Annotated in this window: 18 protein-coding genes; 6 read left to right on the top strand and 12 right to left on the bottom strand. The window is 71.8% G+C overall.

From position 1 onward, the window contains the following. Both C1J00_RS13860 and C1J00_RS13855 read left to right on the top strand, forming a co-directional pair. A partial coding sequence (locus C1J00_RS13860) for a ThiF family adenylyltransferase (RefSeq protein WP_102909356.1) occupies nucleotides 1-801 on the top strand: 801 nt, incomplete at its 5' end. After that, a complete protein-coding gene (locus C1J00_RS13855) occupies nucleotides 794-2164 on the top strand; it encodes an ABC1 kinase family protein (RefSeq protein ID WP_102909354.1) in 1371 nt (456 codons plus the stop codon). The genes C1J00_RS13860 and C1J00_RS13855, both read left to right, overlap by 8 nt. A 16-nt stretch (nucleotides 2165-2180) precedes the next feature. Here the strand turns inward: C1J00_RS13855 and C1J00_RS13850 are convergent, their stop codons facing one another. From C1J00_RS13850 to C1J00_RS13830, 5 genes are all read right to left on the bottom strand, one after another. Then, nucleotides 2181-2396, bottom strand: a complete 216-nt coding sequence (locus C1J00_RS13850; RefSeq protein ID WP_102909353.1) for a hypothetical protein — start codon at nucleotides 2394-2396, stop codon at nucleotides 2181-2183. A gap of 364 nt (nucleotides 2397-2760) precedes the next feature. Beyond that, nucleotides 2761-3084, bottom strand: a complete 324-nt coding sequence (locus C1J00_RS13845) for a putative WhiB-interacting protein (protein WP_102909352.1) — start codon at nucleotides 3082-3084, stop codon at nucleotides 2761-2763. Further along, nucleotides 3081-3458, bottom strand: coding sequence for a WhiB family transcriptional regulator (locus C1J00_RS13840; protein WP_102909351.1), 378 nt, complete (start codon nucleotides 3456-3458; stop codon nucleotides 3081-3083). The genes C1J00_RS13845 and C1J00_RS13840 overlap by 4 nt, the downstream gene beginning before the upstream one ends. Nucleotides 3459-3630: 172 nt before the next feature. After that, nucleotides 3631-3957 carry a hypothetical protein gene (locus C1J00_RS13835; protein ID WP_180989548.1) on the bottom strand — a complete coding sequence of 109 codons (327 nt, stop codon included), beginning with the start codon at nucleotides 3955-3957 and terminating at the stop codon, nucleotides 3631-3633. A 164-nt stretch (nucleotides 3958-4121) separates the two neighbouring features. After that, complete coding sequence (locus C1J00_RS13830) at nucleotides 4122-6317, bottom strand: ATP-dependent DNA helicase UvrD2 (RefSeq protein ID WP_180989547.1); 2196 nt, start codon at nucleotides 6315-6317, stop codon at nucleotides 4122-4124. A gap of 183 nt (nucleotides 6318-6500) precedes the next feature. On the opposite strand from C1J00_RS13830, the gene C1J00_RS13825 reads away from it, so the two are divergent. Further along, complete coding sequence (locus C1J00_RS13825) at nucleotides 6501-6758, top strand: mycoredoxin (RefSeq protein WP_102909348.1); 258 nt, start codon at nucleotides 6501-6503, stop codon at nucleotides 6756-6758. A gap of 150 nt (nucleotides 6759-6908) precedes the next feature. On the opposite strand, the gene nudC is transcribed toward C1J00_RS13825, so the two are convergent. From nudC to C1J00_RS13800, 5 genes are all read right to left on the bottom strand, one after another. Continuing rightward, entirely contained in the window at nucleotides 6909-7853 is a 945-nt protein-coding gene (nudC, locus tag C1J00_RS13820) for an NAD(+) diphosphatase (protein WP_180989546.1), read from the bottom strand. A gap of 155 nt (nucleotides 7854-8008) precedes the next feature. Further along, a complete protein-coding gene (locus C1J00_RS13815) occupies nucleotides 8009-9412 on the bottom strand; it encodes a dipeptidase (RefSeq protein ID WP_102909355.1) in 1404 nt (467 codons plus the stop codon). 10 nt (nucleotides 9413-9422) lie between these two features. After that, nucleotides 9423-12998, bottom strand: coding sequence for a UvrD-helicase domain-containing protein (locus tag C1J00_RS13810; RefSeq protein ID WP_102909347.1), 3576 nt, complete (start codon nucleotides 12996-12998; stop codon nucleotides 9423-9425). Between the two features lie 90 nt (nucleotides 12999-13088). After that, nucleotides 13089-16418, bottom strand: coding sequence for an ATP-dependent helicase (locus C1J00_RS13805; RefSeq protein WP_102909346.1), 3330 nt, complete (start codon nucleotides 16416-16418; stop codon nucleotides 13089-13091). 266 nt (nucleotides 16419-16684) lie between these two features. After that, nucleotides 16685-17074 carry an MGMT family protein gene (locus C1J00_RS13800; protein ID WP_245936336.1) on the bottom strand — a complete coding sequence of 130 codons (390 nt, stop codon included), beginning with the start codon at nucleotides 17072-17074 and terminating at the stop codon, nucleotides 16685-16687. 186 nt (nucleotides 17075-17260) lie between these two features. Here C1J00_RS13800 and C1J00_RS13795 point away from each other — a divergent pair, with 186 nt between their 5' ends. The 3 genes from C1J00_RS13795 to C1J00_RS13785 all read left to right on the top strand — a co-directional run bounded on the left by C1J00_RS13795 (nucleotide 17261) and on the right by C1J00_RS13785 (nucleotide 23303). Further along, the gene (locus C1J00_RS13795) at nucleotides 17261-19990 is read left to right on the top strand and encodes a lysylphosphatidylglycerol synthase domain-containing protein (protein WP_102909344.1); all 2730 of its coding nucleotides are present in this window, start codon (nucleotides 17261-17263) and stop codon (nucleotides 19988-19990) included. Between the two features lie 166 nt (nucleotides 19991-20156). Beyond that, the gene (locus tag C1J00_RS13790) at nucleotides 20157-21701 is read left to right on the top strand and encodes an alpha/beta hydrolase (protein WP_102909343.1); all 1545 of its coding nucleotides are present in this window, start codon (nucleotides 20157-20159) and stop codon (nucleotides 21699-21701) included. A gap of 132 nt (nucleotides 21702-21833) precedes the next feature. Then, nucleotides 21834-23303, top strand: coding sequence for an alpha/beta hydrolase (locus C1J00_RS13785; RefSeq protein WP_102909342.1), 1470 nt, complete (start codon nucleotides 21834-21836; stop codon nucleotides 23301-23303). A gap of 71 nt (nucleotides 23304-23374) precedes the next feature. Here the strand turns inward: C1J00_RS13785 and moeZ are convergent, their stop codons facing one another. Together moeZ and C1J00_RS13775 are read right to left on the bottom strand one after the other, a co-directional pair. Further along, nucleotides 23375-24553 carry an adenylyltransferase/sulfurtransferase MoeZ gene (moeZ, locus tag C1J00_RS13780; RefSeq protein WP_102909341.1) on the bottom strand — a complete coding sequence of 393 codons (1179 nt, stop codon included), beginning with the start codon at nucleotides 24551-24553 and terminating at the stop codon, nucleotides 23375-23377. Between the two features lie 63 nt (nucleotides 24554-24616). After that, on the bottom strand, nucleotides 24617-25277 hold a 661-nt coding region (locus tag C1J00_RS13775; RefSeq protein WP_102909340.1), incomplete at its 5' end, for a spherulation-specific family 4 protein.

The following is a 25277-nucleotide window of genomic DNA, read 5'->3' as shown; positions in this document are numbered from 1 at the left end:
GGCCGGGTGGGTGCCGTGCTGGCCTCGCTCCTGGCCGGGGCCGGCGTGGGCGAGGTGGATGTGCTCGACGGTGGCCGTGTGGAGCCGTGGGACGTCGCGCCGGGCGGGCTCCCCCCGGAATCCGTCGGCGACCGCCGGGACGAGTCCGCTCGCCGTGCCGTGCGCCGGGCTGCCCCGGACCGGCCGCCGCGCCGGGCACCGGCCGAGGCATCCCAGGAGGACGGCGACCCGGGATTCTCACTGGTGATCCTCGCTCCGCGGGACGACGTCGCCGTGCACGCGCCCGACCCGGCCGCCGCCGAGCCGCTGATGGCCTCCGGGACCCCTCATCTGTACGCCGGTGTCGTGGAGGGCACCGGCGTGGTCGGCCCTTTCGTCCTGCCCGGGGAGACGGGGTGCGCGGGCTGTCTGCACGAGGACCGCGCCGACCGGGACCCGGCCTGGCCGCGTCTGATCGCCCAGTGGCGCTCCGGGAGGCAGCGGCAGGTGCGGCCCTGCGACCTGACACTGGCCACGACCGTGGCCGGACTGGCGGCCGCCCACGCGCTCGCTTTCCTGGACGGCCGGGTTCCGTCCAGCGCCGGGGCCCGCTGGGAGATCTCCGTCCCAGGTCTCCACTGGTTTGCGCGGCCGGTCAGGGCACATCCTGCATGCTCGTGCGCGGCAGCGGAGAGAGGAAAAGGGGAGCACCTCTCGGAGGACGGGGAGTCGCACGAGACAATGGCGGTGCAACGGCCGTCGGAGCGGTGCCGCGAGGCAGAGGCGGAGCGGCCGGCTGGGACTTGGAGGGCGCATGTCTGATCTTCCCCGGAAGGCGGTTACCCGGACCGCCAAGCTCGCCGCGCTCCCGCTCGGCATCGCCGGGCGGGCCACCTGGGGGTTCGGCAAGCGGATCGTCGGCGAGTCCGCCGAGCTCGTCGGCCGGGAACTCCAACAGCGTACGGCGGAGCAGTTGTTCAAGGTGCTCGGCGAGCTCAAGGGCGGGGCGATGAAGTTCGGCCAGGCCCTGTCGGTCTTCGAGTCCGCGCTGCCCGAGGAGGTGGCTGGCCCCTACCGGGCCGCGCTGACCAAGCTCCAGGAGGCGGCGCCGCCCATGCCGACCCGCACCGTGCACGCGGTGCTGGAGGAGCGGCTCGGCGAGGGCTGGCACGAGCTGTTCCTGGAGTTCGAGGACAAGCCCGCCGCGGCGGCCTCGATCGGCCAGGTCCACCGAGGGGTGTGGCACGACGGCCGCGAGGTGGCGGTCAAGGTGCAGTACCCGGGCGCCGGTGAGGCCCTATTGTCGGATCTGAACCAGCTGAGCCGCTTCTCGCGTCTGCTCGGTCCGCTGATCCCCGGCATGGACATCAAGCCGCTGATCGCGGAGCTGAAGGACCGGGTCTCGGAGGAGCTGGACTACGACCTGGAGGCCCAGGCCCAGCAAGCCCACGCGGAGGAGTTCACGGACGACCCGGACGTGGTCGTGCCGCAGGTGGTCCACCAGTCCGATCAGGTCCTGGTCACCGAGTGGATGGACGGCGTCCCGCTGTCGGAGATCATCTCGGACGGCACTCAGGAGCAGCGCAATCGTGCCGGTCAGCTCCTGGCCCGCTTCCTGTTCTCCGGCCCCGCCCGCACAGGCCTGCTGCACGCCGACCCCCACCCTGGCAACTTCCGGCTTCTGCCCGGCGGCCCGGAGGGTGAGGACGACTGGCGCCTGGGTGTCCTGGACTTCGGCACGGTCGACCGTCTCCCTGGGGGACTGCCGGCCACGATCGGCGAGTCCCTGCGGATGACCCTCGACGGGGAGGCGGAGGCGGTCTACGAGCTCCTGTGCGCGGAAGGGTTCGTCAAGGAGACCATAGAGCTGGACCCGGACGCCGTCATGGACTACTTGCTGCCGATCATCGAGCCGGCCCAGGTCGAGGAGTTCGCCTTCACCCGGGGCTGGATGCGCAGCCAGGCGGCTCGTGTCGCCGACCCCCGCTCCCCCGCCTACCAGCTCGCCAAGCAGCTCAACCTGCCCCCGTCCTATCTGCTGATCCACCGAGTGACCCTGAGCACGATCGGCGTGCTGTGTCAGCTGGGGGCGACGGTGCGATTGCGCGGGGAGCTGGAGGAGTGGCTGCCGGGGTTCGTGCCGGAGGACCCGGTGGACGGCGGAGAGGCGGTGGCGGAGGCGTGATACCCGGCCGCGGGGTTCACCACCAGTCCGAGTCCAGGCGCCCCTCGATGGACCTGAGGTTCTCTCGGGAGCAGGTCCCGCAGTAGTACTGGCGGGTGCCGTTCTCCACGGAGTATGTCCAGGTGAGGGGTGGGCCTTCGGCCAGGACACCGGCCGATGCGCCGCAGCGAGCGCAGACGAAGCGCCGCGGCTCCGTGGCGGAGCCGTCGCCGCCTCCAGGAGGACTCGTCACCCGGCGACGATAACTCCGCGACCGGCGCTTCGGTGGACACGACGCCCAGAGGTCGGCGCCACGGACCGGTGCTGGCATTCGCCGCGCTCCGCTTCGCCATCAACAAGATCGTCTGAGGTGAAACCGCCATACCTCGGCCCGGCACGAGCACCACGCTTCGGCCCGGGAGCAGCAGTACGCACCAGCGCGGTGGCGCCAAGCCCCCGGCACCGGTAGGCGCCGCGAGCCGCGTGCTCTCCTGGTCTGCCCAACGCACCGTGGGGGCCGGCCCGTTCGGTACGGACCGGCCCCCACGGTGAGAGCTTTCCTGCGGCAGCAGCGCGGCCTCCCCGGCCGGGACGCACCACCGTTCAGGTACGGCGGGTTACTGCATGACCGCCATGGCGAGCGCCCGACGGGCACGCATCGAGGCGCGCTCCGCCCTGCGCTGCATCCGGCGGGCGGTCGCCAGGCGCACGGCCTGGCGATCCCGCTCCGCCTCCTGCAGTCGCTCGCGCATATGCGCACGAGCCATGGCTTCTGGGATGAGTTGCATCTCTCGGGTCCTGTTCTGACGCGAGTCCTTCGCGTCGCTGATGGTGAAGTCTTCGGTTGCGGAGCCTGCGGGCTCGTAAGTGGACGGCTTCATCGGGGCCTGCTTCTGGGGGTCGTGCGTGAGGGGGCGGTCGATCGTTCCTGCGATGTTCATGCTGTGACCGGGTTCTTGCGCGGGCGGCCACGCGGCCGCTTCCGGGCGACGACGACACCCTGGACGAACAGCTCGCCACCCCAGACGCCCCAGGGCTCACGCCGCTCCTTGGCGCCGGCGAGGCAGGCCTCGACCAGCGGGCAGGTGCGGCACAGGGACTTGGCGTACTCGACGTCCGCGGGCGACTCGGCGAAGAAGACCTCCGGGTCGTAGGAACGGCACGGGACGGGTACGCCGAGGTTCTCGATGGCGTCGTCGAGCGCGGTGAGCGCGGTGAGCGGGCTGAGCGGGGTCAAGGCGAGGTCCTCCGTGGAGCCGGGCTTGGGGATCGTGTCGGAAGGCGGTACGGACGGGGCGTGCGCTTCGAGTTGCACGGTTCGTCTTCCTCGTCTGGTCGTTCCGGCCTGTTGGCCGGGGGTGGTGGTACCGGGTTCTTTTCTTGTCCCGAGGCTCCTTCGGTCTGTCATCCCTGTTCAAGGACAAACAGAAGGGCCGCGGATCCCGGATGGGGTTCCGCGGCCCTGAAGGCGCCGGCCTGATCGGCGATCAGGCTGGATCACTCCAGGGTTCTGGCCCACGGAAGGCCCACATCTGGTGGTGCTGCGTCGTCTGCTTCCGGAATCCGGCACCGGTCGCCGTAAAGGCATAGGCCTGCGCCTGTGCCGCTACTGCCGCTTCCAGTGCCTTGGTCGGTCGCTCATTGCGCTCACGGACGGGAAGGCCCGCGGGGGCAACGGAGGAGGACGCCGGACGGACGGCACGAATGCCGGACAGACCGGTGCCCAGGTTCGAAACGCCGAGCGTGCACGCGGAGACGGCCGAGCGATCGGTCATTTTCACGGTGCTGACGGAGCTGGTGTAGATGCTGATCACTGGACTCGCCTCCTCTCGGCGTCTCGGGGGACTGGGTGAACCAGTCCGACGGATATGCAAGTACAACACGGGATCAGGGCCTTGGAGAAGGCCGCTGCTCTCGTGCCTAAGAACCTATGGGGATTGCCGGGGCATGCGCAAACTATTTTCTCGACGAGTTCGTGTCAGTCGTGATCTGTGCTCTCCGCCAGTGACTGGCCTGCGCAGATGGCCAGTACATCGGCGCCGTAGCGGGTGAGCTTGCGCATCCCGACGCCCGGGATGCGGGCGAGCTCGCGCTCGTCGTCGGGGGCTGACTCGGCGATCGCCATCAGGGTCCTGTCCGTGAACACGCAGAAGGCGGGCTGGCCGCTGCTGCGTGCCTGGTCGGCGCGCCACTCACGCAGCCGCTCGTACAGACCCTCGTTCATGTCGGAGGGGCAGTCGTCGCAGCGCATCAGCTTCATTTCGCCCGGGTCGGTCAGCGTGCGGCCGCAGACTCGGCAGCGGGCGGGAACGCGCTGCGCCCGTTTCGGGGCGGACTCCCTGGTTCCAGGGGTTCCGCGCTCGATTCCGCCGGCTTTCCCGGCGGCGGTACGGCCCGCGGTGGCCGTCGAGCCGGGGCGCAGCCCGTCGAGGAAGCGGCTGGGGCGGCGGCTGGCTCGTCCTCCGGGTGAGCGGGAGAGCGCCCAGGAGACGTGGAGGTGTTCCCGCGCGCGAGTGACACCGACATAGAGGAGACGGCGCTCTTCCTCGATCTGTTCGTCGGTCCTGGCGTAGGTGATCGGCATCATGCCCTCGGCGACGCCGACCAGGAAGACGACGTCCCACTCCAGGCCCTTGGCCGAGTGCAGGGAGGCGAGGGTGACGCCCTGCACGGTGGGGGCGTGCTGGGCGCTCGCCCGTTCGTCGAGTTCGGCGACGAGATCCGCCAGGGTGGCGGCGGGCCTGGCCGCGGCGAAGTCCTGGGCGAGGTTCACCAGGGCGGCCAGGGACTCCCAGCGTTCTCTCACCGCCCCGGAGCCGGCCGGTGGCCGCGTCGTCCAGCCCTCTCCCGACAGCACGGCGCGCACCTGGGAGGGAAGGTCGACGACGTCGTCGAGGAGGGAGTCGTTGCCGCCGAAGCGGGCCGCGCCGCGCAGGGCGATGCCCGCCTTGCGCACCTCCGGGCGGTCGAAGAACCGCTCGGCGCCACGCAGCTGGTAGGGCACTGCGGCGTCGGCGAGGGCCTGCTCATAGGTCTCGGACTGCGCGTTGGTGCGGAAGAGGACGGCGATCTCGGAGGCCGGGACTCCGGAGTCGACGAGTTCGCGGATCCGGCGGGCCGCGCCTTCGGCCTCGGCGGGTTCGTCGGTGTACTCGGCGTAGACCGGCTCGGGCCCGGCGGCGCGCTGGGAGACGAGCTCCAGGCGGTGGTCGGCGGCCCGGCCCCGGGCCTGGGCGAGCAGCCCGTTTGCGAGGTGGACGACCTGGGGGGTGGAGCGGTAGTCGCGGACCAGCTTGACGACGGTCGCACCGGGGTGGCGGGTGCGGAAGTCGAGCAGATGGTCCGGAGTCGCCCCCGTGAACGAGTAGATCGTCTGGCTGGCGTCCCCGACCACGCACAGGCTGTCCCGCTCGCCCAGCCACAGTTCGAGCAGGCGCTGCTGGAGGGGACTGACGTCCTGGTACTCGTCGACCACGAAGTGCTGGTACTGGGCGCGGATCTGCTCGGCGATGTCGTGGCGGTCCTGGAGTACCGCCACGGTCAGCAGCAGCACGTCCTCGAAGTCGATGACGGACCGCTCGCGCTTGACGTCCTCGTAGGCGGCGTAGAGCTGGGCGATCTCGGCGGGGTCGCGGGGGGACTCACGGCCGGCCTTGGCGGCGGCGGCCGCGTAGTCGGCGGGGACGGTCTGGGTGACCTTGGACCACTCGATCTCGGCGGTGACGTCCCGCAGCTCGCCCCGGTCGAGCCGGATGCGGCAGGCGGCCGCCGCGTCGGCGACGAGCTGGATCTTGCGGTCGACGAGCCGGGGCATGGCGCCGCCGATCGCTTTCGGCCAGAAGTACTGGAGCTGGCGCAGGGCGGCCGAGTGGAAGGTGCGCGCCTGGACGCCCCCGGCGCCGAGCTGCCGCAGCCGGCCGCGCATCTCCCCGGCGGCGCGGTTGGTGAAGGTGACGGCGAGGATGCTGGAGGGGTGCAGGATGCCGGCGCGCACTCCGTAGGCGATGCGGTGGGTGATCGCCCGGGTCTTGCCCGTGCCCGCGCCCGCCAGGACGCACACCGGACCGTGCAGGGCCGTGGCCACTTCGCGCTGCTCGGGGTCGAGCCCTTCGAGCACCGCGTCCGCGGAGTCCGGTACCTGCGGGAACAGGGTGGAGTGCGTTGCTGCTGTCACACGGCCATGCTGCCAGGTCTCTCGAGACGGCTGCGCCGGTTGTCCACAGGCAGGCACTGATAGTCGTACTGATGCGGCAGGCGTCACCTCGGGCCTGGCCCGGGGAGCGGGAATGGTGGAGCTTTCACATACGTTCCTCCACTGCGACCACCCGCCCCGAGCCACCGAAGGAGCACGAGAGACATGCTGGGCACTGTGACGATGTACAGCACCACGTGGTGCGGTTACTGCCGCCGGCTGAAGAGCCAGATGGACCGCGAGGGCATCGCGTACACCGAGATCAACATCGAGCAGGACCCGGAGTCCGCCGCGTTCGTGGAGAAGGCGAATGGCGGAAACCAGACGGTGCCCACTGTTCAGGTAGTCCCTTCCAATGGTGGCACTGAAGTCGTGATGACGAACCCGAGCCTTGCCCAGGTGAAGCAGGCGCTCGGCGTCTGATCCCCGCGATACGCAAACCCCCGATCGGCCTGGACCAGATCGGGGGTTTGCGCGCTCCGAGGACCTTCCAGTTTTGGAAGGCCGGGAGTCATGACCGTGCTGGCCGAAGGCCAGAAACATCGAACGCGACAAGGTCGGGCGGCGGCCCTGTCAGGCGGCGCTCCGGCTCGGGAGCGGCTTGCCGTACCAGAGCTCGATCAGGCGGGCCGCGATGGAGATACCGTAGGGCGGAAGCACCTCGCCGGACTCGAAAGCGGCGCGCAGTTCGTCACGGGAGAACCACCGGGCCTCGTGGATCTCGTCGCCGTCGACGTCGATCTCGGTGGAGGTGGCGCGGGCCATGAAGCCCAGCATGAGGCTGGACGGGAAGGGCCAGGGCTGACTTGCGACGTACTCGACCTGGCCGACGCTGATGCCGACCTCCTCGTGGACCTCGCGGCGCACCGACTGCTCGATGGACTCGCCGGGCTCGACGAAACCGGCCAGCGTCGAGAAGCGGCCCTCGGGCCAGTGGACCTGGCGGCCGAGCAGGACGCGGTCGTCCTCGTCGGTCACGGCCATGATCACGGCGGGGTCCGTGCGCGGGTAGTGCTCCGCGCCGCAGGCCTGGCAGCGGCGGATGTGTCCGGCGGCGGCGATGACCGTGCGTTCGCCGCAGCGCGAGCAGAAGCGGTGCGTGCGCTGCCAGTTCTCCAGGCCCACCGCGTGCACCATCAGGCCCACGTCGCGGGGCGACAGCAGCGCGCCCGCCTCGCGCAGGCCCGCCGGACGCGCGGACTGGTCCATGCGCCCGGGCAGGGAGTCCTTCTGGAGGGCGAAGTAGCTGACGCCGTCCTCGTCGATGCCGAGGAAGTAGCGGTGCGCTTCGGTGAGGGGGGCCTCGAAGGAGGGGGTCATGACGATCTCGGTGCGCTCGTCGGCCGTCTCGTCGATGAGGACCTGTCCGCCGGAGACCACGAAGCAGCGCGTCGTGGGGTGGCTCCACGCCGCCGCGAGCCAGGCCTCGTCGAGCCGGTGGTGGGCGGCCCGGTCGATGCCGCTCGGGGCGGTGAGCGAGATGGGACGGTCGGCGTTGTGCTCGGTCCAGGTGGTCACGGGTGCTTCCAACTCCCCGGTGGAACGGTCGGGTTCGGCGGGCGGTTCGGCGGGACGTACGGCGGGAGGCGACCGGGTCCGGCGGGCTCGCGCGGTGCGGGGCGGCGCTTTCTGTGTGCCCCGCGCGCGTGCCCGGTCCGGACGGCACAGGACGCTCAGGGCGCATGGCGCCAGTTCTCGGCGAGGTCACCCCACAGGTACGCAGTGGTCTCGACGCCCTTGAGGAGCAGGTCGAGTTCGACTTTCTCGTTCGGGGCGTGCCAGCCGTCCGAGGGGACGGAGATGCCCAGGAACAGCACCGGGGCGCCGAGGACGTCCTGGAGGTCCGCCGCCGGTCCGGAGCCGCCCTCGCGCGTGAAGCGGACCGGCTTCCCGAAGGCCCGGCCCATGGCGCGGGTGACCGACCGGAGGGCCGGGTGGTCCAGGGGCGTCAGGCACGGGCGTGTGGCCCCGCTGAACGTGATGTCGCAGCGGATCCCGGGCGGCACCTGCTGCTCGGTCCAGGCGCGGACGGCTTTCTCCACCTGGCCGGGCTCCTGGCCGGCCACCAGGCGGAAGGAGAGCTTCACCATGGCGGAGGAGGGGACGATCGTCTTGCTGCCGGGGCCCTGGTAGCCACCGCCGATGCCGTTGACCTCCGCGGTGGGGCGGGCCCAGACCCGCTCCAGGGTCGTGTAACCGGCCTCGCCCTCGGCCGCGTAGGACTTCGCCGTGCGCAGCCACTGCTGCTCGTCGAAGGGCAGCTCGGCGAGGAGTTCACGCTCGCGGTCGGTGAGTTCGACCACGCCGTCGTAGAAGCCCGGGATCGCCACCCGCGCGTGCTCGTCGTGCAGGGCGGCGACCAGGCGGGCGGCGGCCGTAGCCGGGTTGGGCACGGCCCCGCCGAACGAGCCGGAGTGGATGTCCTGGTCGGGACCGTGCAGGCGTATCTCGCATTCGGCGAGTCCGCGCATGCCGGTGCACACCGTGGGGGTGTCCTCGGACCACATTCCGGTGTCGGAGACGATCACGGCGTCGGCGGCGAGCCGCTGGGCGTGCTGCTCGACCAGGGCGCGGAAGTGCGGCGAGCCGGACTCCTCCTCGCCCTCGACGATCAGCTTCAGGTGCACGGCCGGGGTGCTGCGGCCGGTGGCGGCGAGGTGGGCACGGACGCCGAGGGTGTGGAAGAACACCTGGCCCTTGTCGTCGGCCGCCCCGCGCGCGTAGAGGCGGTTCTCGCGCACGACCGGCTCGAAGGGCTCACTGTCCCAGCCGTCCTCCCGTGCGGCGGGCTGGACGTCGTGGTGACCGTAGACCAGCACGGTGGGTGCCTGCGGGTCCTCGCAGGGCCACTCGGCGAAGACGGCGGGTGCGCCCGGGGTCTGCCAGACCTCGGCCGTCGGGAAGCCGGTCTCCTTCAGCTTGGCGGCGAGCCAGTCGGCGCTGCGTCGTACGTCGGGCGCGTGGTCCGGCTGGGCGGACACCGACGGGATGCGCAGCCACTCGGCGAGGTCGTCGAGGAAGGCGGCGCGGTGCTGCTGGATGTACGTACGGACGACGCTGTCCGGGGTCTGGCTCATGGTCACGAGCCTATCGGCCCGCACGGACGTCCTCGGAGTGCGGTTCCTCACCGAGCTCCCCGTCCGACGGCTCGTCCAGGAGCAGCCGCTCCAGTGCGGCCCGGCCGGGCAGGTCCCGCAGACGTACGGCCTCCCCGCTGCGCACGTACAGGAACGTGGCCGTGACCGACTCCGGGGGCACGCCCTGCTGCTCGGCCCAGGCCAGCCGGTAGACGGCGAGCTGGAGCGGGTCGGCGGTGCGGGAGCGGCTGGTCTTCCAGTCGACGATCTCGTACGTCGCGTCCTCCCCGTCGCCCTGCTTGTACACGGCGTCGATGCGGCCCCGGACGATCCGGCCGCCGATCGCGAGCTGGACGGGGGCCTCCACCCGGTGGGGCGTACGGCGTGCGTACTCGGTGTGCTCGAAGGCCTCCTTGAGCGCCTCCAGGTCCCGCTCGTCGGCGATCTCGGCGTCGGCGCCGGGCAGTTCCTCCGGCTCCAGCATGGGCAGCGTGAGTTCCTCGAAGCGGGCCTCGATCCAGGCGTGGAAGCGGGTGCCGCGGCGCGCGGCGGGCTGGGGCGGGCGCGGCATGGGGCGGGCCAGCTCCTGGGCGAAGCCGTCCGGGTCGGCGGCCAGGTGCATCAGCTGGGAGGCCGTGAGCGACGCGGGCAGGGGCACCTCGGTGACGCTGTCGCGGGCGCGCAGGAGCTCGCCGGTCAGGGCGTCGAGGTCGCGGTCCCAGGAGGCGACGGCGCGGGCTTCCTCCGGGGTGAGGCGCGGATGTTCCCGGCTCCGGGGTCCGGGGTGCCCGGGGGCCTCGGGGAAGGCGTGGGTGGCCGGAGGCTCCGGCGGGGTCGCCTGGTGAGGGACGGTGAGGCGGATCGCGGGCGGGGCGTCTCCGTTCGCCGGGTCCTCGCCGGAGGCCTCTTCGCCGGAGGCCTCTTCGAAGGGCTCCGTGTCGAAGGGGACATCGTCGAACGGTGCCTCGTCGAACGGGTCCGCTTCGTCGTACGGGGGTTCGTCGTCCTCGGGCGGCGGGGGCCACTCCGGGTCGTCGAGGGCGTCCGGGTCGTGCGTGGCCGCTGGGTGCCCGTCCTCGTGGGACGCGAGGTTCTCCAGGTGGGCCAGGACGGTCTCGGCTGCCGCGCGGCGGCGTGCCAGGGCCGCCGCGTCCAGGGGCAGGGGCCACACCTGGTCGGTCGTCGCCCGGTGCAGGGCCGGGTTCTCCTCGTCGTCGGCGGGTTCGTCCGCCCAGGCCTCGATCTCGCCGTACCCGGCTTCGCAGTGCTCGTACAGGGCCTGGAGGAACGCGGACGGCCCGCGGCGCTTCTTCTGGGTGGGCCCCCACCAGTGGCCGGAGCCCAGGAGGAGGGAGCGGGGGCGGGTGAAGGTGACGTAGCCGAGGCGGAGTTCCTCGGTGTGCTGGTGGTCCTTCATGGCCTCGTGGAAGGCCTTCAGGCCCCTGGCGTCCCAGGACATGACGTCGGGCAGGGTGTCGGCGTCGCCGCGCAGCCCGTGCGGCAGGACCTTGCCCTGGGAGGTCCACTTCTCGCGGCCCTGGCTGCTGGGAAAGGTGCCGGTGACCAGGCCGGGGACGACCACGACGTCCCACTCCAGGCCTTTGGACTTGTGGGCGGTGAGCACCTTGACGGTGTTCTCGCCGCCCGGCAGGGCGTTGTCGAGCCCCTTCTCGTACTGGGCGGCGGTGCGCAGGAAACCGAGGAAGGCGAGCAGGATCGCCTCGTTGTCGCCGGCGGCGAAGGAGGCGGCGACGTCCAGGAAGTTGGACAGGGTCTCGCGGCGGCGCGCTGCCAGGGCGTGCGGAGACGCCGACAGCTCGACCTCCAGGCCGGTGACGGCGAGGACGCGGTGCAGGACGTCCATCAGCGGGTCGGCCAGGGAGCGGCGCAGCTCGCGCAGCTCGGTGGCCAGCCGGGCGAAGCGCACGCGCGCGTCGGGCGAGAAAGGCAGTCCGTCGTCGTCACCGCGGCCGGCCAGCGGTGTCTCCAGGAACGTGTCGAGGGCGTCCGCGAGGGAGATCACCTCGGACGGGTCGACCCCCTCGACGGCCTCGGCGAGACGGCGGTCCCTGTCGTCGTCGTCCGCCACGCGCGCGTGGCGGACGAGAAGCCGGGCGCGCCGCCCCAGGAGAGCGAGATCGCGCGGGCCGATGCGCCAGCGCGGGCCGGTGAGCAGGCGTACCAGCGACGCGTTGGCGCCGGGGTCCTGGAGGACCTCGCAGACGGCGACGAGGTCGGCGATCTCGGGCAGGTGCAGCAGCCCGGACAGGCCCACGACCTCGACGGGGATGTCCCGGGCGACCAGGGCGCCCTGGATCTCGGCGAAGTCGGTCGCGGTGCGGCACAGGACGGCGATCTCACTGGGTGGCGTCCCGGTCCGGACGAGGTGGGCGACGGAGTCGGCGGCCCAGTCGATCTCCTCGGCGTGGGTGCGCAGCAGGGCGCAGCGGACCATGCCGTCGCGTTCGGCGCCTGGGGCCGGGCGGAGGGCCTCCACGCCCGCGTGCAGGGCGCGCAGTGGCTCCGCGAGGCCGTTGGCGAGGTCGAGGAGGCGGCCACCGCTGCGGCGGTTCTCGCTGAGGGCCTGGCGGGTCGCGGGACGGCCGTCGGCGTGGGCGAAGTGCTCGGGGAAGTCGTCGAGGTTGGCGACGGAGGCGCCGCGCCAGCCGTAGATCGCCTGGCAGGGGTCGCCGACGGCGGTGACGGGGTGGCCGGTGCCCTCACCGAACAGGCCCGCCAGGAGGACGCGTTGGGCGACCGAGGTGTCCTGGTACTCGTCGAGCAGGACCACCCGGAACTCGTCGCGCAGGACGCGGCCCACCTCGGGGATGTCGGCGAGCCGGGCTGACAGGGCGATCTGGTCGCCGAAGTCGAGCAGGTCCCGTTCGCGCTTGGCGGCCCGGTAGCGGGTGACCAGCTCGGCGAGTTCACGCCGGGCGGCGGCCGCCTCGGGGACCTTGCGCAGGTCGGCGTTGCTGAGCTTGGCGCCCCGCAGGGTCAGCAGCAGTTCGGCGTCGTACGCTCGCAGTGCCTCCGGGCGTACGAGGTGCTCGGCGAGTTCGGCGTCGAGGGCGAGGAGGTCCCCGACCAGGTCCGGGAAGGAACGGGTCAGGGCCGGGTAGGGCCCTGGAGCCTCGCGCAGGACGCGCGCGGCGAGCTGGAAGCGGGTGGCGTCGGCGAGCAGGCGGGAGGTGGGCTCCAGGCCGATGCGCAGGCCGTGGTCGGTCAGGAGGCGGCCCGCGAAGGCGTGGTACGTGGAGATCACCGGCTCGCCCGGCGGGTTGTCCGGGTCGATGGCGTCCGGGTCGGTGACGCCGGCCCTGACGAGCGCCTTGCGGACGCGCTCGGCGAGTTCGGCGGCGGCCTTGTTGGTGAAGGTGAGGCCGAGCACCTGCTCGGGTGCGACCTGGCCGGTGCCGACCAGCCACACCACGCGGGCCGCCATCACCGTCGTCTTGCCCGAGCCGGCTCCGGCCACGATCACCTGCGGGGCGGGCGGCGCGGTGATGCAAGCCGTCTGCTCCGGGGTGAAGGGGATGCCGAGGAGCTCCTTGAGCTGTTCGGGATCGGTGATACGGGCGGGCACATCGAAAGGCTATCGGCGGCCACTGACAGTGGTGACCGAACAGGCCTAGGGGGAGGCGGAAGCGCAGGTCAGCACACGTGGTGCGATAGCTCACTCGACGACGTGACGTCCCTCCTGCCGGGCGCTGCACGAGGCCCGGAACGCGCAGTGCGTGCAGTGCTGCCCGGCGGTCGGTGTGAACCGTTCGTCGAGGACCTTGCCGGCCGCGGTGGCGAGCAGGTCGCCGACCCACTCCCCCTCCAGTGGCTCCTGGGCCTGCACCTTGGGCAGGCTCTCGCCGCCGTCGCGTTTGGCGGCTGCCTGCCGGAGGTGGACGAGTTCGGCGCCGCCCGGCTCGGGACGCACGCCGTCGAAGGCCTCGTCGACGGCGCCCTCGCGGACGGCCAGTTGGTAGACGGCGAGCTGCGGGTGACGCTCCACTTCCCTGGAACCGGGCGCCTGCTTGCCGGTCTTGAAGTCGACCACGTAGGCGCGGCCGTCGCCGTCCGCCTCGACCCGGTCCATCTGGCCGCGGACGCGCACCTGGTAGTCGCCCGCTTCGATGGTGACGTCGAAGTCGTGTTCGCTGGCCACCGGGGTGCGCCCGGTGCGGTTCATGACGTGCCACTGCAGGAACCGTTCGAGCGCCACGCGCGCGTTGTCCTTCTCCTGGGCCGACTTCCACGGCGCGTCGAAGGCCAGCGCGTTCCACACGGAGTCGAGGCGTTCCATGAGGACCCCGAGGTCGGCCGGGGTGTGTCCGGAGGCGACCTCGTCGGCGAGGACGTGCACCACGTTGCCGAAGCCCTGGGCGGCCGTAGCGGGCGCGTCGGCCTTCACCTCGCGGCCCAGGAACCACTGCAGGGCGCAGGTGTTGGCGAGCTGGTCGAGGGCGCTTCCGGAGAGCACGACCGGCTGGTCGCGGTCGCGCAGCGGCACCTTGGACTCGGTCGGCTCGAACATCCCCCACCAGCGGTAGGGGTGCGCGGACGGCACCAGGGGGCGGCCGTCCTCGTCGGCGAGGGCGGCGAGCCGGGCCAGACGGCGGGCGGCGGCCTCCCGAAGGGCGTCGGACACCCGCGGGTCGACCGTGGTGGCCCGCAGTTCGGCGACGAGTGCCGCGACGGCCAGAGGACGGCGCGGGCGACCTGTGACGTCCTTGGGTTCGACGCCGAGCTCGGTCAGGAAGCGGGAGGGCTGGTCACCGTCGTCCGCGGGGGCCTTGACCGCGGTGACGACGAGGCGCTCCCTCGCGCGCGTGGCGGCCACGTAGAACAGGCGGCGCTCCTCGGCGAGCAGCGCACCGGGGGTGAGGGGTTCGGCGAGCCCGTCACGGCCGATGCGGTCGGCCTCCAGGAGCGAGCCGCGGCGGCGCAGGTCCGGCCACAGGCCCTCCTGGACCCCTGCCACGACCACGAGGCGCCACTCCAGGCCCTTGGAGCGGTGCGCGGTCATCAGGCGGACGGCGTCGGGGCGTACGGTGCGCCGCGCGAGGGTGTCGGCGGCGATGTCCTCGGCGTCGATCTCCTCCAGGAAGTTCAGGGTGCCCCGGCCGCCGGTGCGTTCCTCGGCGCGGGCCGCGGTGGCGAACAGGGCGCAGACGGCGTCCAGGTCGCGGTCCGCGTTGCGCCCGGCGGCGCCGCCCCGGCGGGCGGCCCGCTCCAGCCGTGCGGGCCACGGCGTGCCCTCCCAGAGGTCCCACAGCGCCTCTTCGGCCGTTCCGCCGCCGGCCAGGCGCTCGCGGGCCTTGCGCAGCAGTGCGCCGAGGCGCTGGGCGCCGCGCGCGTACGCGGGGTCGTGCACGGCAAGGCGCTCCGGCTCGGAGAGTGCCTGCGCGAGCAGCACGTCGGAGGGCGGCGGCAGCGGGTTGCCGGCGGCCCGTTCCTCGTCGCGCAGGGCGCGGCCGAGGCGGCGCAGGTCGGCCGCGTCCATGCTCGCGAGGGGGGAGGTCAGGAGGGAGAGGGCGGTCTCGGTGTCGAGCCAGTGGGCGGTCGGCTCCGCGTCAGGAGCAGCGTCGGACGCCGTGTCCCTGTCAGCAGCCCCGGCGGCCTCCGCCAGGGCCACCGCCCGCAACGCCGTCAGCAGCGGTGCCACCGCCGGCTCGTGCCGCAGCGGCACGTCGTCCCCGTCGCCGTCGACAGGGACGCCCGCCGCGGTGAGGGCGCGGCGGACCGTGGGGATCGTGCGGGAGCCGGCGCGCACCAGGACGGCCATGTCCCGCCACTGGACGCCGTCCTCCAGGTGGGCCCTGCGGAGGATGTCGGCGATGTTGTCCAGCTCCGTCCCGGACGTCGGGTACGTGTACGCCTCGACGCGGCCGCCGTCCCGTACGGGGGCGAGTTCGCGATGGGCGCGCACCTTCTCGGCGGGCAGCCGGGTCAGCGGCATGCGCTGGGTGAGCAGCCGGGTGGCGGCCAGCAGGCCGGCCCCGGAGCGGCGGGACGTGTGCAGCACGGTGACGGGGGCCGGGCGGCCGTCCGCGCGCGGGAAGGCGTGCGGGAAGTCCAGGATGCCGTTCACGTCGGCCCCGCGGAACGTGTAGATCGACTGGTCGGGATCGCCGAAGGCCACGAGCGTGCGGCCGCCTCCGGCGAGGGCGTCCAGCAGCCGCACCTGGGCGGGGTCCGTGTCCTGGTACTCGTCGACGTAGACGGCGTCGTACCGGGCGCCGAGCCGTGCCGCGACCTCCGGGCGGTGGGCGAGGAGCACCGCCCGGTGGACGAGTTCCGCGTAGTCGATCACGCCCTGCAGGTCGAGCACGTCGAGGTACTCGGCGAGGAAGGCGGCCGCGGCGCGCCAGTCGGGCCGTCCCGTGCGGTGGGCGAAGGCGTCCAGCGCCTCGGGTCCGAGGCCCAGTTCACGGCTGCGGGCGAGGACCGCGCGGACCTCGTCGGCGAAACCGCGGGTGGTCAGGCAGGCGCGCAGTTCGTCAGGCCAGCGCACGTGCGCGAGCCCGAGCCGCTCCAGATCCACCTGGCCGGCGAGCAGCTCGCGCACCGACACGTCCTGCTCGGGGCCGGACAGCAGCCGCAACGGCTCGACGAACAGGGCGCTGTCCTGGTGGGCGCGGACCAGGGCATAGCAGAACGAGTGGAAGGTGGTCGCCTGGGGAGCGCGGGCGGCCCCGGCCCGCTGGGCCATGCGGTCGCGCAGCTCGACGGCCGCCCGGCGGCTGAAGGTGAGGACCAGGACGCGCTCGGGGTCCCCGCCCCGGGCCACTCGCTCGGCCACGGACTCGACGAGGGTGGTCGTCTTGCCGGTGCCCGGACCTGCGAGGACGAGGAGCGGGCCCGCCGCGTGGTCAACCACGGAGCGCTGCGAGGCGTCCAGAAGAGGAGGGTCCATGCGGGCAGGGGGGGTACGTACCAGTCGGTAAGCGCCACGGTTCCCCCGCCGCACCCAGGGGTGCGACAGGCCGCTGGTGGAGGAAGAGGAGCTCACGTGGTTCGCCGGTTCTGGTGGAAGTGCTGGTTGGCGGGCCACCGCGCGTGGCGGGCGGTGACCGCGGGGTGACGGGGACACGCGCAGCCGACGCTACGCCGACGAGTGAGGCGGAAGCAGGGCTTCCCCTTCTTCCCGCCGGCCACTCACGGCACTCGTGGCACTCATGCCTCTCGACTCACGAACGTACGTCATGCCGCCGGTGTGCCCCGATTCGCCCATACGGATCACGAGTCACACAGGAGGCCGTCCGATGGCGGAAGCTGTCAGGTGTGACCCTCCGCGCGATCACCGCCGTCCCACCGCGCCCGTCTCATGTCGATGCGCGGCAGGTGGCCCTCGGCGGCGCGGCTCGCCTCCCTCAACGGCGTGCCCTCCGCCCGGTAGTGTCCGAGCGCCCGTTGTTCGTGCCCCGGAAGCAGGACGCCGTCCGCGCGGACGACCCGCCACCACGGGGCGGCTCCCCCGTAGAGCGCCATCACCCGGCCGACCTGCCGCGGGCCACCCCGCTCCAGCCACTCGGCGACGTCCCCGTAAGTCATGACACGACCCGGCGGGATCAGTTCGGCGACGTCGAGGACCCGATCGGCGTAGTCGGGCAGCGCTTGCGCGGGCTCGTCCTGGTACCGGCCCCCCTCAGGGCTCTGCTCACTCATCCGCCCCATCCTGCCCCACCCCACCGACAACGGGCCGGGCGTGCTCCCGAGCGTTTCCCTCGCCCGGCAGGAGCGCGTCGGGCAGACTGTCCGACCCCGCATGTGCACCCTGATTGCCCCGTGTGCCGGTGCGGCATGCCACCATCGTGCGGGCGGTGACCGGTGATACGAGACCAAGAAGAGACCATGAAGCAGCAGGGTGCGCACCCCGAGGGCACGGAAGGCACCTCTGACGCTGCGTCGCGCCCGGGCACTGCGGACGACAGCGCGAAGGGGGCCGCGAAGAAGAACCGCGCGGCCGCCGAGGAGCCCGATTTCGCGCACATCGACGAGGTGGAGGGCGACGAACCGCTGCTCCCCGCGCGCGTGCACCGCCCTTCCGACCTGATGCGCCTGCTGGTGGGCGTGCTCGCCGTCGCGATCCTGATCGGGATCGCCGCGTTCGCGCACGGCACCACCTCGGGCCTCGAACAGGACATCAACAAGGGCACGGGGCAGGCGCCCGACCTGCTCATCAAGATCGCGGGCCTGGCCTCCAGCATCGCGATCCTGCTGGTGCCCGTCGCCTTCGCCATCGAGCGGCTGATCAAACGGGACGGACTGCGCATCGCCGACGGTGTGCTCGCGGCGGTCCTCGCACACGGTGTGACCCTCGCCACCGATCTGTGGGTCGCCCGGGCCGCCCCCGACTCGATCCAGGAGGCGCTCACCCAGCCCTCCCCCGGCGACATCCACGCGCTGACCGATCCCGTGCACGGTTACCTGGCCCCGGTCATCGCCTACATGACGGCCGTCGGCATGTCGCGCAGACCGCGATGGCGCGCGGTGCTGTGGGTCGTGCTGCTCCTCGACGCCTTCTCGATGCTCGTCACCGGGTACACGACCCCGTTCTCGATCATCCTGACCGTGCTGATCGGCTGGACCGTGGCCTACGGCACGCTGTACGCGGTCGGCTCGCCCAACGTCCGGCCCACCGGGCAGACGCTGATGGCCGGTCTGCGGACCGTCGGCTTCCGCCCCGTCAACGCCTCCCGCGAGGACACCTCGGACAACCCGGACACCGGGGACCGGGGCCGGCGCTACTTCGTCACGCTCGAGGACGGCCCGCCCCTGGACGTGACGGTGGTCGACCGGGAGCAGCAGGCCCAGGGCTTCTTCTACCGCGCCTGGCGCAACCTCACCCTGCGCGGCTTCGCCACCCGCAGCAGCCTCCAGTCGCTGCGGCAGGCCCTGGAGCAAGAGGCCCTGCTGGCGTACGCGGCGATCGCGGCCGGCGCCAACGCGCCCAAGCTGATCGCCACCTCCGAGCTCGGTCCCGACGCGGTGATGCTCGTCTACGAGCACAGCGGCGGACGCACCCTCGACTCGCTGCCGGACGAGGAGATCACCGACGATCTGCTGCGCGACACCTGGCACCAGGTGAAGGCCCTGCAGTCGCGGCGTATCGCGCATCGCAGGCTGGTGGGCGACGCGATCCTGGTGGATCGTTCCGGCATGGTGATCATCACCGACCTGCGCGTCGGCGAGATCGCGGCCGGTGATCTGCTGCTGCGCATGGACACCTCCCAGCTGCTGGTGACGCTCGGCCTCCGGGTGGGCGCCGAGCGGGCGGTCGCCTCGGCGGTGGGCGTGCTCGGTCCGGACGCGGTGGCGGACTGCCTGCCGATGCTCCAGCCCATCGCGCTCAGCCGCTCCACGCGCGCGACGCTGCGCAGACTGGCCCGGGAGCGGGCACAGCGCGAGCGCGACGCGGTCCTGGAGGCGTCCCGGCAGGCCAAGCAGGCCCGTCTGGAGGGGGACGCGGCGGAACCCGTGCCCGTCCTGGAGAAGCCCGACAAGAAGGCCGTACGGGCGGAGCAGCGCGCCGAGAAGCGGGCGATCGACGAGGCCCTGGAGGAGGCGCGCGAGGAGGACCTGCTCACGCAGATCCGGCACGCGGTGCTGCGGATCAGGCCACAGGCACCCGTCGAGCCGGCCCGGCTGGAGCGGGTGCGTCCGCGCACGCTGATGAGTTTCATGGCCGGCGCGATCGGCGCGTACTTCCTGCTGACGCAGCTCACGCACATCGAGTTCGGGCCGCTCATCGCCAACGCCGAGTGGGGCTGGGTCGCCGCGGCCGTGCTGTTCTCGATGTGCAGCTATGTGGCGGCGGCGATGGCGCTGCTGGGATTCGTGCCCGAGCGGGTGCCGTTCGTACGGACCGTGGCGGCGCAGGTCGCCGGCTCGTTCGTGAAGATCGTCGCCCCGGCGGCGGTGGGCGGTGTCGCCCTGAACACGCGCTTCCTCCAGCGCGCGGGAGTGCGGCCGGGGCTCGCGGTGGCCAGTGTCGGCGCGTCACAGCTGTTCGGCCTCGGCTGTCACATCCTGATGCTGCTGGCCTTCGGCTACCTGACCGGCACCGAGAAGACGCCGTCGCTGTCGCCCTCCCGGACGGTCATCGCCGGTCTGCTGACGGTGGCGGTGCTCGTGCTCGTGGTGACGTCGGTGCCGTTCCTGCGCAAGTTCGTCGCCACGCGCGTGCGGTCGCTGTTCGCGGGTGTCGTGCCGCGCATGCTGGACGTGCTGCAGCGGCCGCAGAAGCTGGTCACCGGCATCGGCGGCATGCTGCTGCTGACCGCCTGCTTCGTGATGTGCCTGGACGCGTCGATCCGCGCGTTCGGAGACGAGTCCACGTCGATCAGCCTCGCCAGCGTCGCCGTCGTCTTCCTCGCGGGCAACGCCCTGGGGTCGGCGGCGCCGACGCCGGGCGGTGTGGGCGCGGTCGAGGCGACGCTGACGGTAGGTCTGATCGCCGTCGGGCTCCCGAAGGAGGTCGCGGCACCGGCGGTCCTGCTGTTCCGCCTGCTGACGCTGTGGCTGCCCGTGCTGCCCGGTTGGCTGGCCTTCAACCACCTCACCCGCAAGCAGGCCCTCTGACCCGACCGGGCCAGCAGGCCCTCTCAGCCGACCTGGCCGGAAGCACGCCCTCCACATGGTCGGCACGGCAAGCAGGCCCTTTGGCCCTGACCGACCCTCCTACCCCTCTTACCTCGTACGGCACGCGTCCCGCGCGCCCCGTTCGGTACCGCCGCAGGATGGAAACATGCCATCCGTCCTCCCGCCGCGGGCCGCCGTCCTGACCGTCTCCGCCGTGCTGCTGTCCACCCTGCTGGCGGGGTGCGGCAACGACGCCCAGGACGAGGACCTCACGCGCCAGGAACTGAGCTGGAAGGCCTGCCCGGCCCCGGACGAAGCCCAGGGCGGAGGCGCCCCGCCCTCTCCCCTGCCGGACGACGGTGAGTGGCAGTGCGCCACCATGAAGGCCCCGCTCGACTGGGGCGACCCTGAGGGCGACACGATCGGCCTCGAACTGATCCGGGTCAGGACGACCGGCGCCGAGAACGAACGCGTCGGCTCGCTCATCTTCAACTTCGGTGGCCCCGGCGGCTCCGGCGTCACCTCGCTGCCCGCCTTCGCGGAGGGCTACGCGACCTTGCGCACCCGCTACGACCTGGTCAGCTTCGACCCGCGCGGGGTCGGTCGCAGCGACCCCGTGATCTGCGCGAACGACCAGCAGCTCGACGCCTACTTCCAGCAGGACGCCACCCCCGACGACGCCGCCGAACGTACCGAGCTCGTGGAGAACACCAAGGAGTTCAACGACGCCTGCGAGCAGAACTCGGAGCAGATCCTGCCGCACGTGCGCACCACCGACGCGGCGCACGACCTGGACCTGATGCGCCAGGTCCTCGGCGACGACAGGCTGCACTACTTCGGCATCTCCTACGGCACCGAACTGGGCGGCGTCTACGCCCACCTGTTCCCCAAACGGGTCGGCCGGGCCGTGTTCGACGCCGTCGTCGACCCGACGCAGGACTCCGAGCAGGGGTCGCTGGGGCAGGCCAAGGGCTTCCAGCTCGCGCTCGACAACTTCGCCGAGGACTGTGTGTCCAAGACCGAGGAGTGCCCGATCGGCGACAGCGCGCAGGACGTCAAGGACCGCATCGCCAGACTGCTGGACGACCTCGACCGCAAGCCGATCCAGGGCGTCTTCCCGCGCCAGCTGACCCAGACAGCGGCGACCAGCGGCATCGCGCAGGCCCTGTACTCGCAAGATTTCTGGGAGTTCCTCACCCAGGGTCTCGAAGAGGCCTACGACGGTGACGGCAGGATCCTGCTGCTGCTGTCCGACTCGATGAACGGGCGCAGCGAGAACGGCGAGTACAGCAACATCACCCCCGCCAATATCGCCATCAACTGCGCCGACGACAAACCCCGTTACGACACCGCCTACGTGGAGCGGAAGCTGCCCGAGTTCCGGGCCGCCTCCGACCTGTTCGGCGACTACATGGCGTGGTCCATGCTCAGCTGTACGGACTGGGCCGTGGCGGGCGCCGCAGACCACCCGGACGTGAGCGCTCCGGGCGCGGCGCCCATTCTGGTCGTCGGCAACACGGGAGACCCGGCAACGCCGTACGAGGGCGCCCGGGCGATGGCGAACGCGCTGGGCAAGGGCGTCGGGGTCGAGCTGACGTACCGGGGGCAGGGGCACGGCGCGTACGACAGCAAGAACAAGTGCGTGCAGGGCGCGGTGAACGGCTATCTGCTGGACGGAAAGGTGCCGCCGGCGGGGACCGTCTGCACCTGATACCCCAGCGATCCGAGATACCCCAGGTCAGAAGGTTATCCACAGGCTGAAACGGCCGACGCGGGATCTGCCTACCATGGCCTGACCGCCATCCGCGGCACAGAGCGGACGGCCTGCGAGGGGGGATGGGCAATGACGCGCTTCGTTCGATGGACGGCTCTGGCGGCCGTCTCGGCCCTGCTGGCCGCAGGCTGCAGCGGCGGTTCGTCCGACGACGGCAGGAGCGGGCTCTCCTGGGGCAGTTGCAAGGCCACTGCCGAAGGCCCCGCGCCGAGCAGCGACTGGCAGTGCGCGACGCTGAAGGTGCCGCTGGACTGGTCGGAGCCGGACGGTGAGACGATCGGCCTGGGGCTGATCCGCGCCAAGGCTCGCGGAGACAAGCGCGTCGGGTCGCTGTTGTTCAACTTCGGCGGCCCGGGCGCCTCGGGCGTGTCCATGATGCCGTCGTACGCCCCGACCGCCTCCTCGCTCCGCGAGCGCTACGACCTGGTGAGCTGGGACCCGCGCGGCGTGGGCGCAAGCGAGGGCGTGCGGTGCCGTGGCGACAAACAGATCCAGGCAGCCGAGTCGGTGGACGTCTCCCCCGACACCCCCGCCGAGGAGAAGGCGTACTTCGAGGACGCCGCCGACTTCGGCGAGGGCTGCCGGAAGAACGCCGGGAAGCTGATGGCGCACGTCTCGACCGCCGACTCGGCCCGCGACATGGACCGCATCCGGGAGGTCCTCGGCGACGCCAGGATGAACTACTTCGGCATCTCCTACGGCACCGAACTGGGCGGCACCTATGCCCACCTCTTCCCGAAGAAGGTCGGCCGCATGACGCTGGACGCGGTCGTCGACCCCGGCGCCGACACCGTGGGCCACGCCGAGAACCAGGCCAGGGGCTTCCAGCGCGCGCTGAACGGCTACCTGAAGTCGACGGGCCAGGACCCCGAGGAGGGCACACGCAAGATCGCGGGCCTGCTGCGGCGGATCGACGCCCGGCCTCTGGCGGCGGGCACGCCCGGGCGGAAGCTCACCCAGACCCTCGCGGTCACGGGCATCATCCTGCCGCTGTACAGCAGGGACAGCTGGCCGACGCTGACCAGCGCCCTCGAAGCGGCCGAGCAGGGCGACGGCTCGGAACTGCTGGCCCTCGCCGACCGCTACAACGAACGCGATCCGTCGGGGCGCTACGGCACGACGACCCACTCCCAACGGGTCATATCGTGCCTGGACGACAGGCAGCGGCCGACGGTGGCCGAGACGAAGCGGCTGCTGCCCCGGTTCGAGAAGATCTCCCCGGTCTTCGGGACGTTCCTCGGCTGGGACACGGCCGGCTGGTGCCACGACTGGCCGGAGCCCGGGCAGCACGACACTCCGGAAGTGAACGCCCCCGGCGCGGCACCGGTCCTGGTGGTCGGCAACACCGGCGACCCGGCCACTCCGTACGAGGGTGCGCGGAGGATGGCCGACGAGCTTGGCAAGGGCGTCGGAGTGATGCTCACCTGGCGGGGCGAGGGGCATGGCGCGTACGGCAGTGGGAGCGACTGCGTCGACTCCACGGTGAACGCGTACCTGCTGGACGGCGCGGTGCCGAAGGACGGCAAGGTCTGCTCATGACGGCGGCGGGGGCTCCACGCACCCGTGGTGCGCGAAGCCCCCGCCGCTCGGAGAGGGGGGACCGGTGCGGCTCAGTACACCGGCTTGGACGGCTCGATCTGGTTGACCCAGCCGATCACGCCACCGCCGACGTGCACCGCGTCCGAGAAGCCCGCGGACTTGAGGACCGCGAGGACTTCCGCACTGCGGACACCCGTCTTGCAATGCAGGACGATCTTCTTGTCCTGCGGGAGGCTCTCCAGGGCGGTGCCCATGAGGAACTCGTTCTTCGGGATCAGCCGGGCGCCCGGGATGGCGACGATCTCGTACTCGTTCGGCTCGCGGACGTCGATGATGTCGATGCTCTCGCCGTCGTCGATCCACTCCTTGAGCTGCTTGGGAGTGATCGTGGAGTCGGCGGCCGCCGCCTGGGCCTCCTCGGAGACGACGCCGCAGAAGGCCTCGTAGTCGATGAGCTCGGTGACGGTCGGGTTCTCGCCGCAGACCGCGCAGTTCGGGTCCTTGCGGACCTTGACCTGGCGGTACTGCATCTCCAGGGCGTCGTAGATCATCAGTCGGCCGACCAGCGGGTCACCGATGCCGGCGAGGAGCTTGATGGCCTCGTTGACCTGGATGGAGCCGATGGACGCGCACAGCACGCCCAGGACGCCGCCCTCGGCGCAGGAGGGGACCATGCCGGGGGGCGGGGGCTCCGGGTACAGGCAGCGGTAGCAGGGGCCGTGCTCGGACCAGAAGACGGACGCCTGTCCGTCGAAGCGGTAGATCGAGCCCCAGACGTACGGCTTGTTCAGCAGCACGCAAGCGTCGTTGACCAGGTAGCGGGTCGCGAAGTTGTCCGTGCCGTCGACGATCAGGTCGTACTGGCTGAAGATCTCCATCACGTTGTCGGCCTCGAGCCGCTCCTCGTGAAGGATCACGTCCACGTACGGGTTGATGCCCTTGACGCTGTCGCGGGCGGACTCCGCCTTGGAGCGGCCGATGTCGGCCTGGCTGTGGATGATCTGGCGCTGCAGGTTCGACTCGTCGACCTCGTCGAACTCCACGATGCCGAGGGTGCCGACGCCCGCGGCGGCCAGGTACATCAGCGCCGGCGAGCCCAGGCCGCCGGCGCCCACACACAGCACCTTGGCGTTCTTCAGCCGCTTCTGCCCGTCCATCCCGACGTCGGGGATGATCAGGTGGCGGGAGTACCTGCGGACCTCGTCTACGGTGAGCTCGGAAGCCGGCTCGACCAGGGGTGGCAGCGACACGGGGACTCCGTTGGTCGGTCAATCACTACGGTTGTTCTCCCCGTAACAGTGCCATGCCCTTTTTCATTCCGAGACACCTGTTCCGACACGCGAGACGAACTCGTCCCAGTAGCCGGGCATGGCCTCCCAGGGCTCGACGCCCCCGTCGCCGTCCGTGTGGTCCGTGATCCAGACCGTCGCGGCTCCCTGCCAGCTCGCGATCCGCAACGCCTCGGTCAGGTGGGAGCGGGGCACGCCGTGGACGAAGTGGCAGAAGCGCTCGGGCGAATGGTCTGCGGTCCACTCGGCCACCTGCGACCAGCGGTAGTCGCTCCAGGGCCCGGAGAAGGTGACCAGCTGGTCGGCGAGTTCGACATAGCCGGGGTGCGGGTGGATGCCGTGGCCGAGGACGATGTGGGCAGCGTCACGGACCACGCGGAGCGCGGCGACCGTGCGGCGAACCTCGGGCAGCCGGGCGTGGTCCGCCGGGCAGCGCTCCAGGAGGAAGCCGTCGACCTGGTACCAGTCGACGAACCGGTGGGCGTCCGAGATCAGCTCGCCGAAGTTGCGGGTGCCGTACCGGGTGTCGAGGTGGCCGAGGACGCGGATGCCCGCGTTGCGCAGACGGCCGGCCGCCTCCAGGCAGTGCGGGTCGGGGCGGGCGCCGGGACCGTCGGACACGTTGAGGACCACCCAGTGCAGCGGGGTGCCGGGGCGGGTCAGCTCGCCCCACTCGGTGGGGGCG

This window comes from Streptomyces cahuitamycinicus (genome assembly GCF_002891435.1).
GTDB classification, from domain to species: domain Bacteria; phylum Actinomycetota; class Actinomycetes; order Streptomycetales; family Streptomycetaceae; genus Streptomyces; species Streptomyces cahuitamycinicus.
This window is presented reverse-complemented; position numbering and strand designations above follow the sequence as displayed.

Coding starts and splice junctions, on each gene's coding strand:
- C1J00_RS13855 (WP_102909354.1), top strand. CDS start 794: ATGTCTGATCTTCCCCGGAAGGCGGTTACCCGGACCGCCAAGCTCGCC.
- C1J00_RS13845 (WP_102909352.1), bottom strand. CDS start 3,084: ATGAACATCGCAGGAACGATCGACCGCCCCCTCACGCACGACCCCCAG.
- C1J00_RS13825 (WP_102909348.1), top strand. CDS start 6,501: ATGCTGGGCACTGTGACGATGTACAGCACCACGTGGTGCGGTTACTGC.
- C1J00_RS13815 (WP_102909355.1), bottom strand. CDS start 9,412: ATGAGCCAGACCCCGGACAGCGTCGTCCGTACGTACATCCAGCAGCAC.
- C1J00_RS13800 (WP_245936336.1), bottom strand. CDS start 17,074: ATGAGTGAGCAGAGCCCTGAGGGGGGCCGGTACCAGGACGAGCCCGCG.
- C1J00_RS13795 (WP_102909344.1), top strand. CDS start 17,261: ATGAAGCAGCAGGGTGCGCACCCCGAGGGCACGGAAGGCACCTCTGAC.
- C1J00_RS13790 (WP_102909343.1), top strand. CDS start 20,157: ATGCCATCCGTCCTCCCGCCGCGGGCCGCCGTCCTGACCGTCTCCGCC.
- C1J00_RS13785 (WP_102909342.1), top strand. CDS start 21,834: ATGACGCGCTTCGTTCGATGGACGGCTCTGGCGGCCGTCTCGGCCCTG.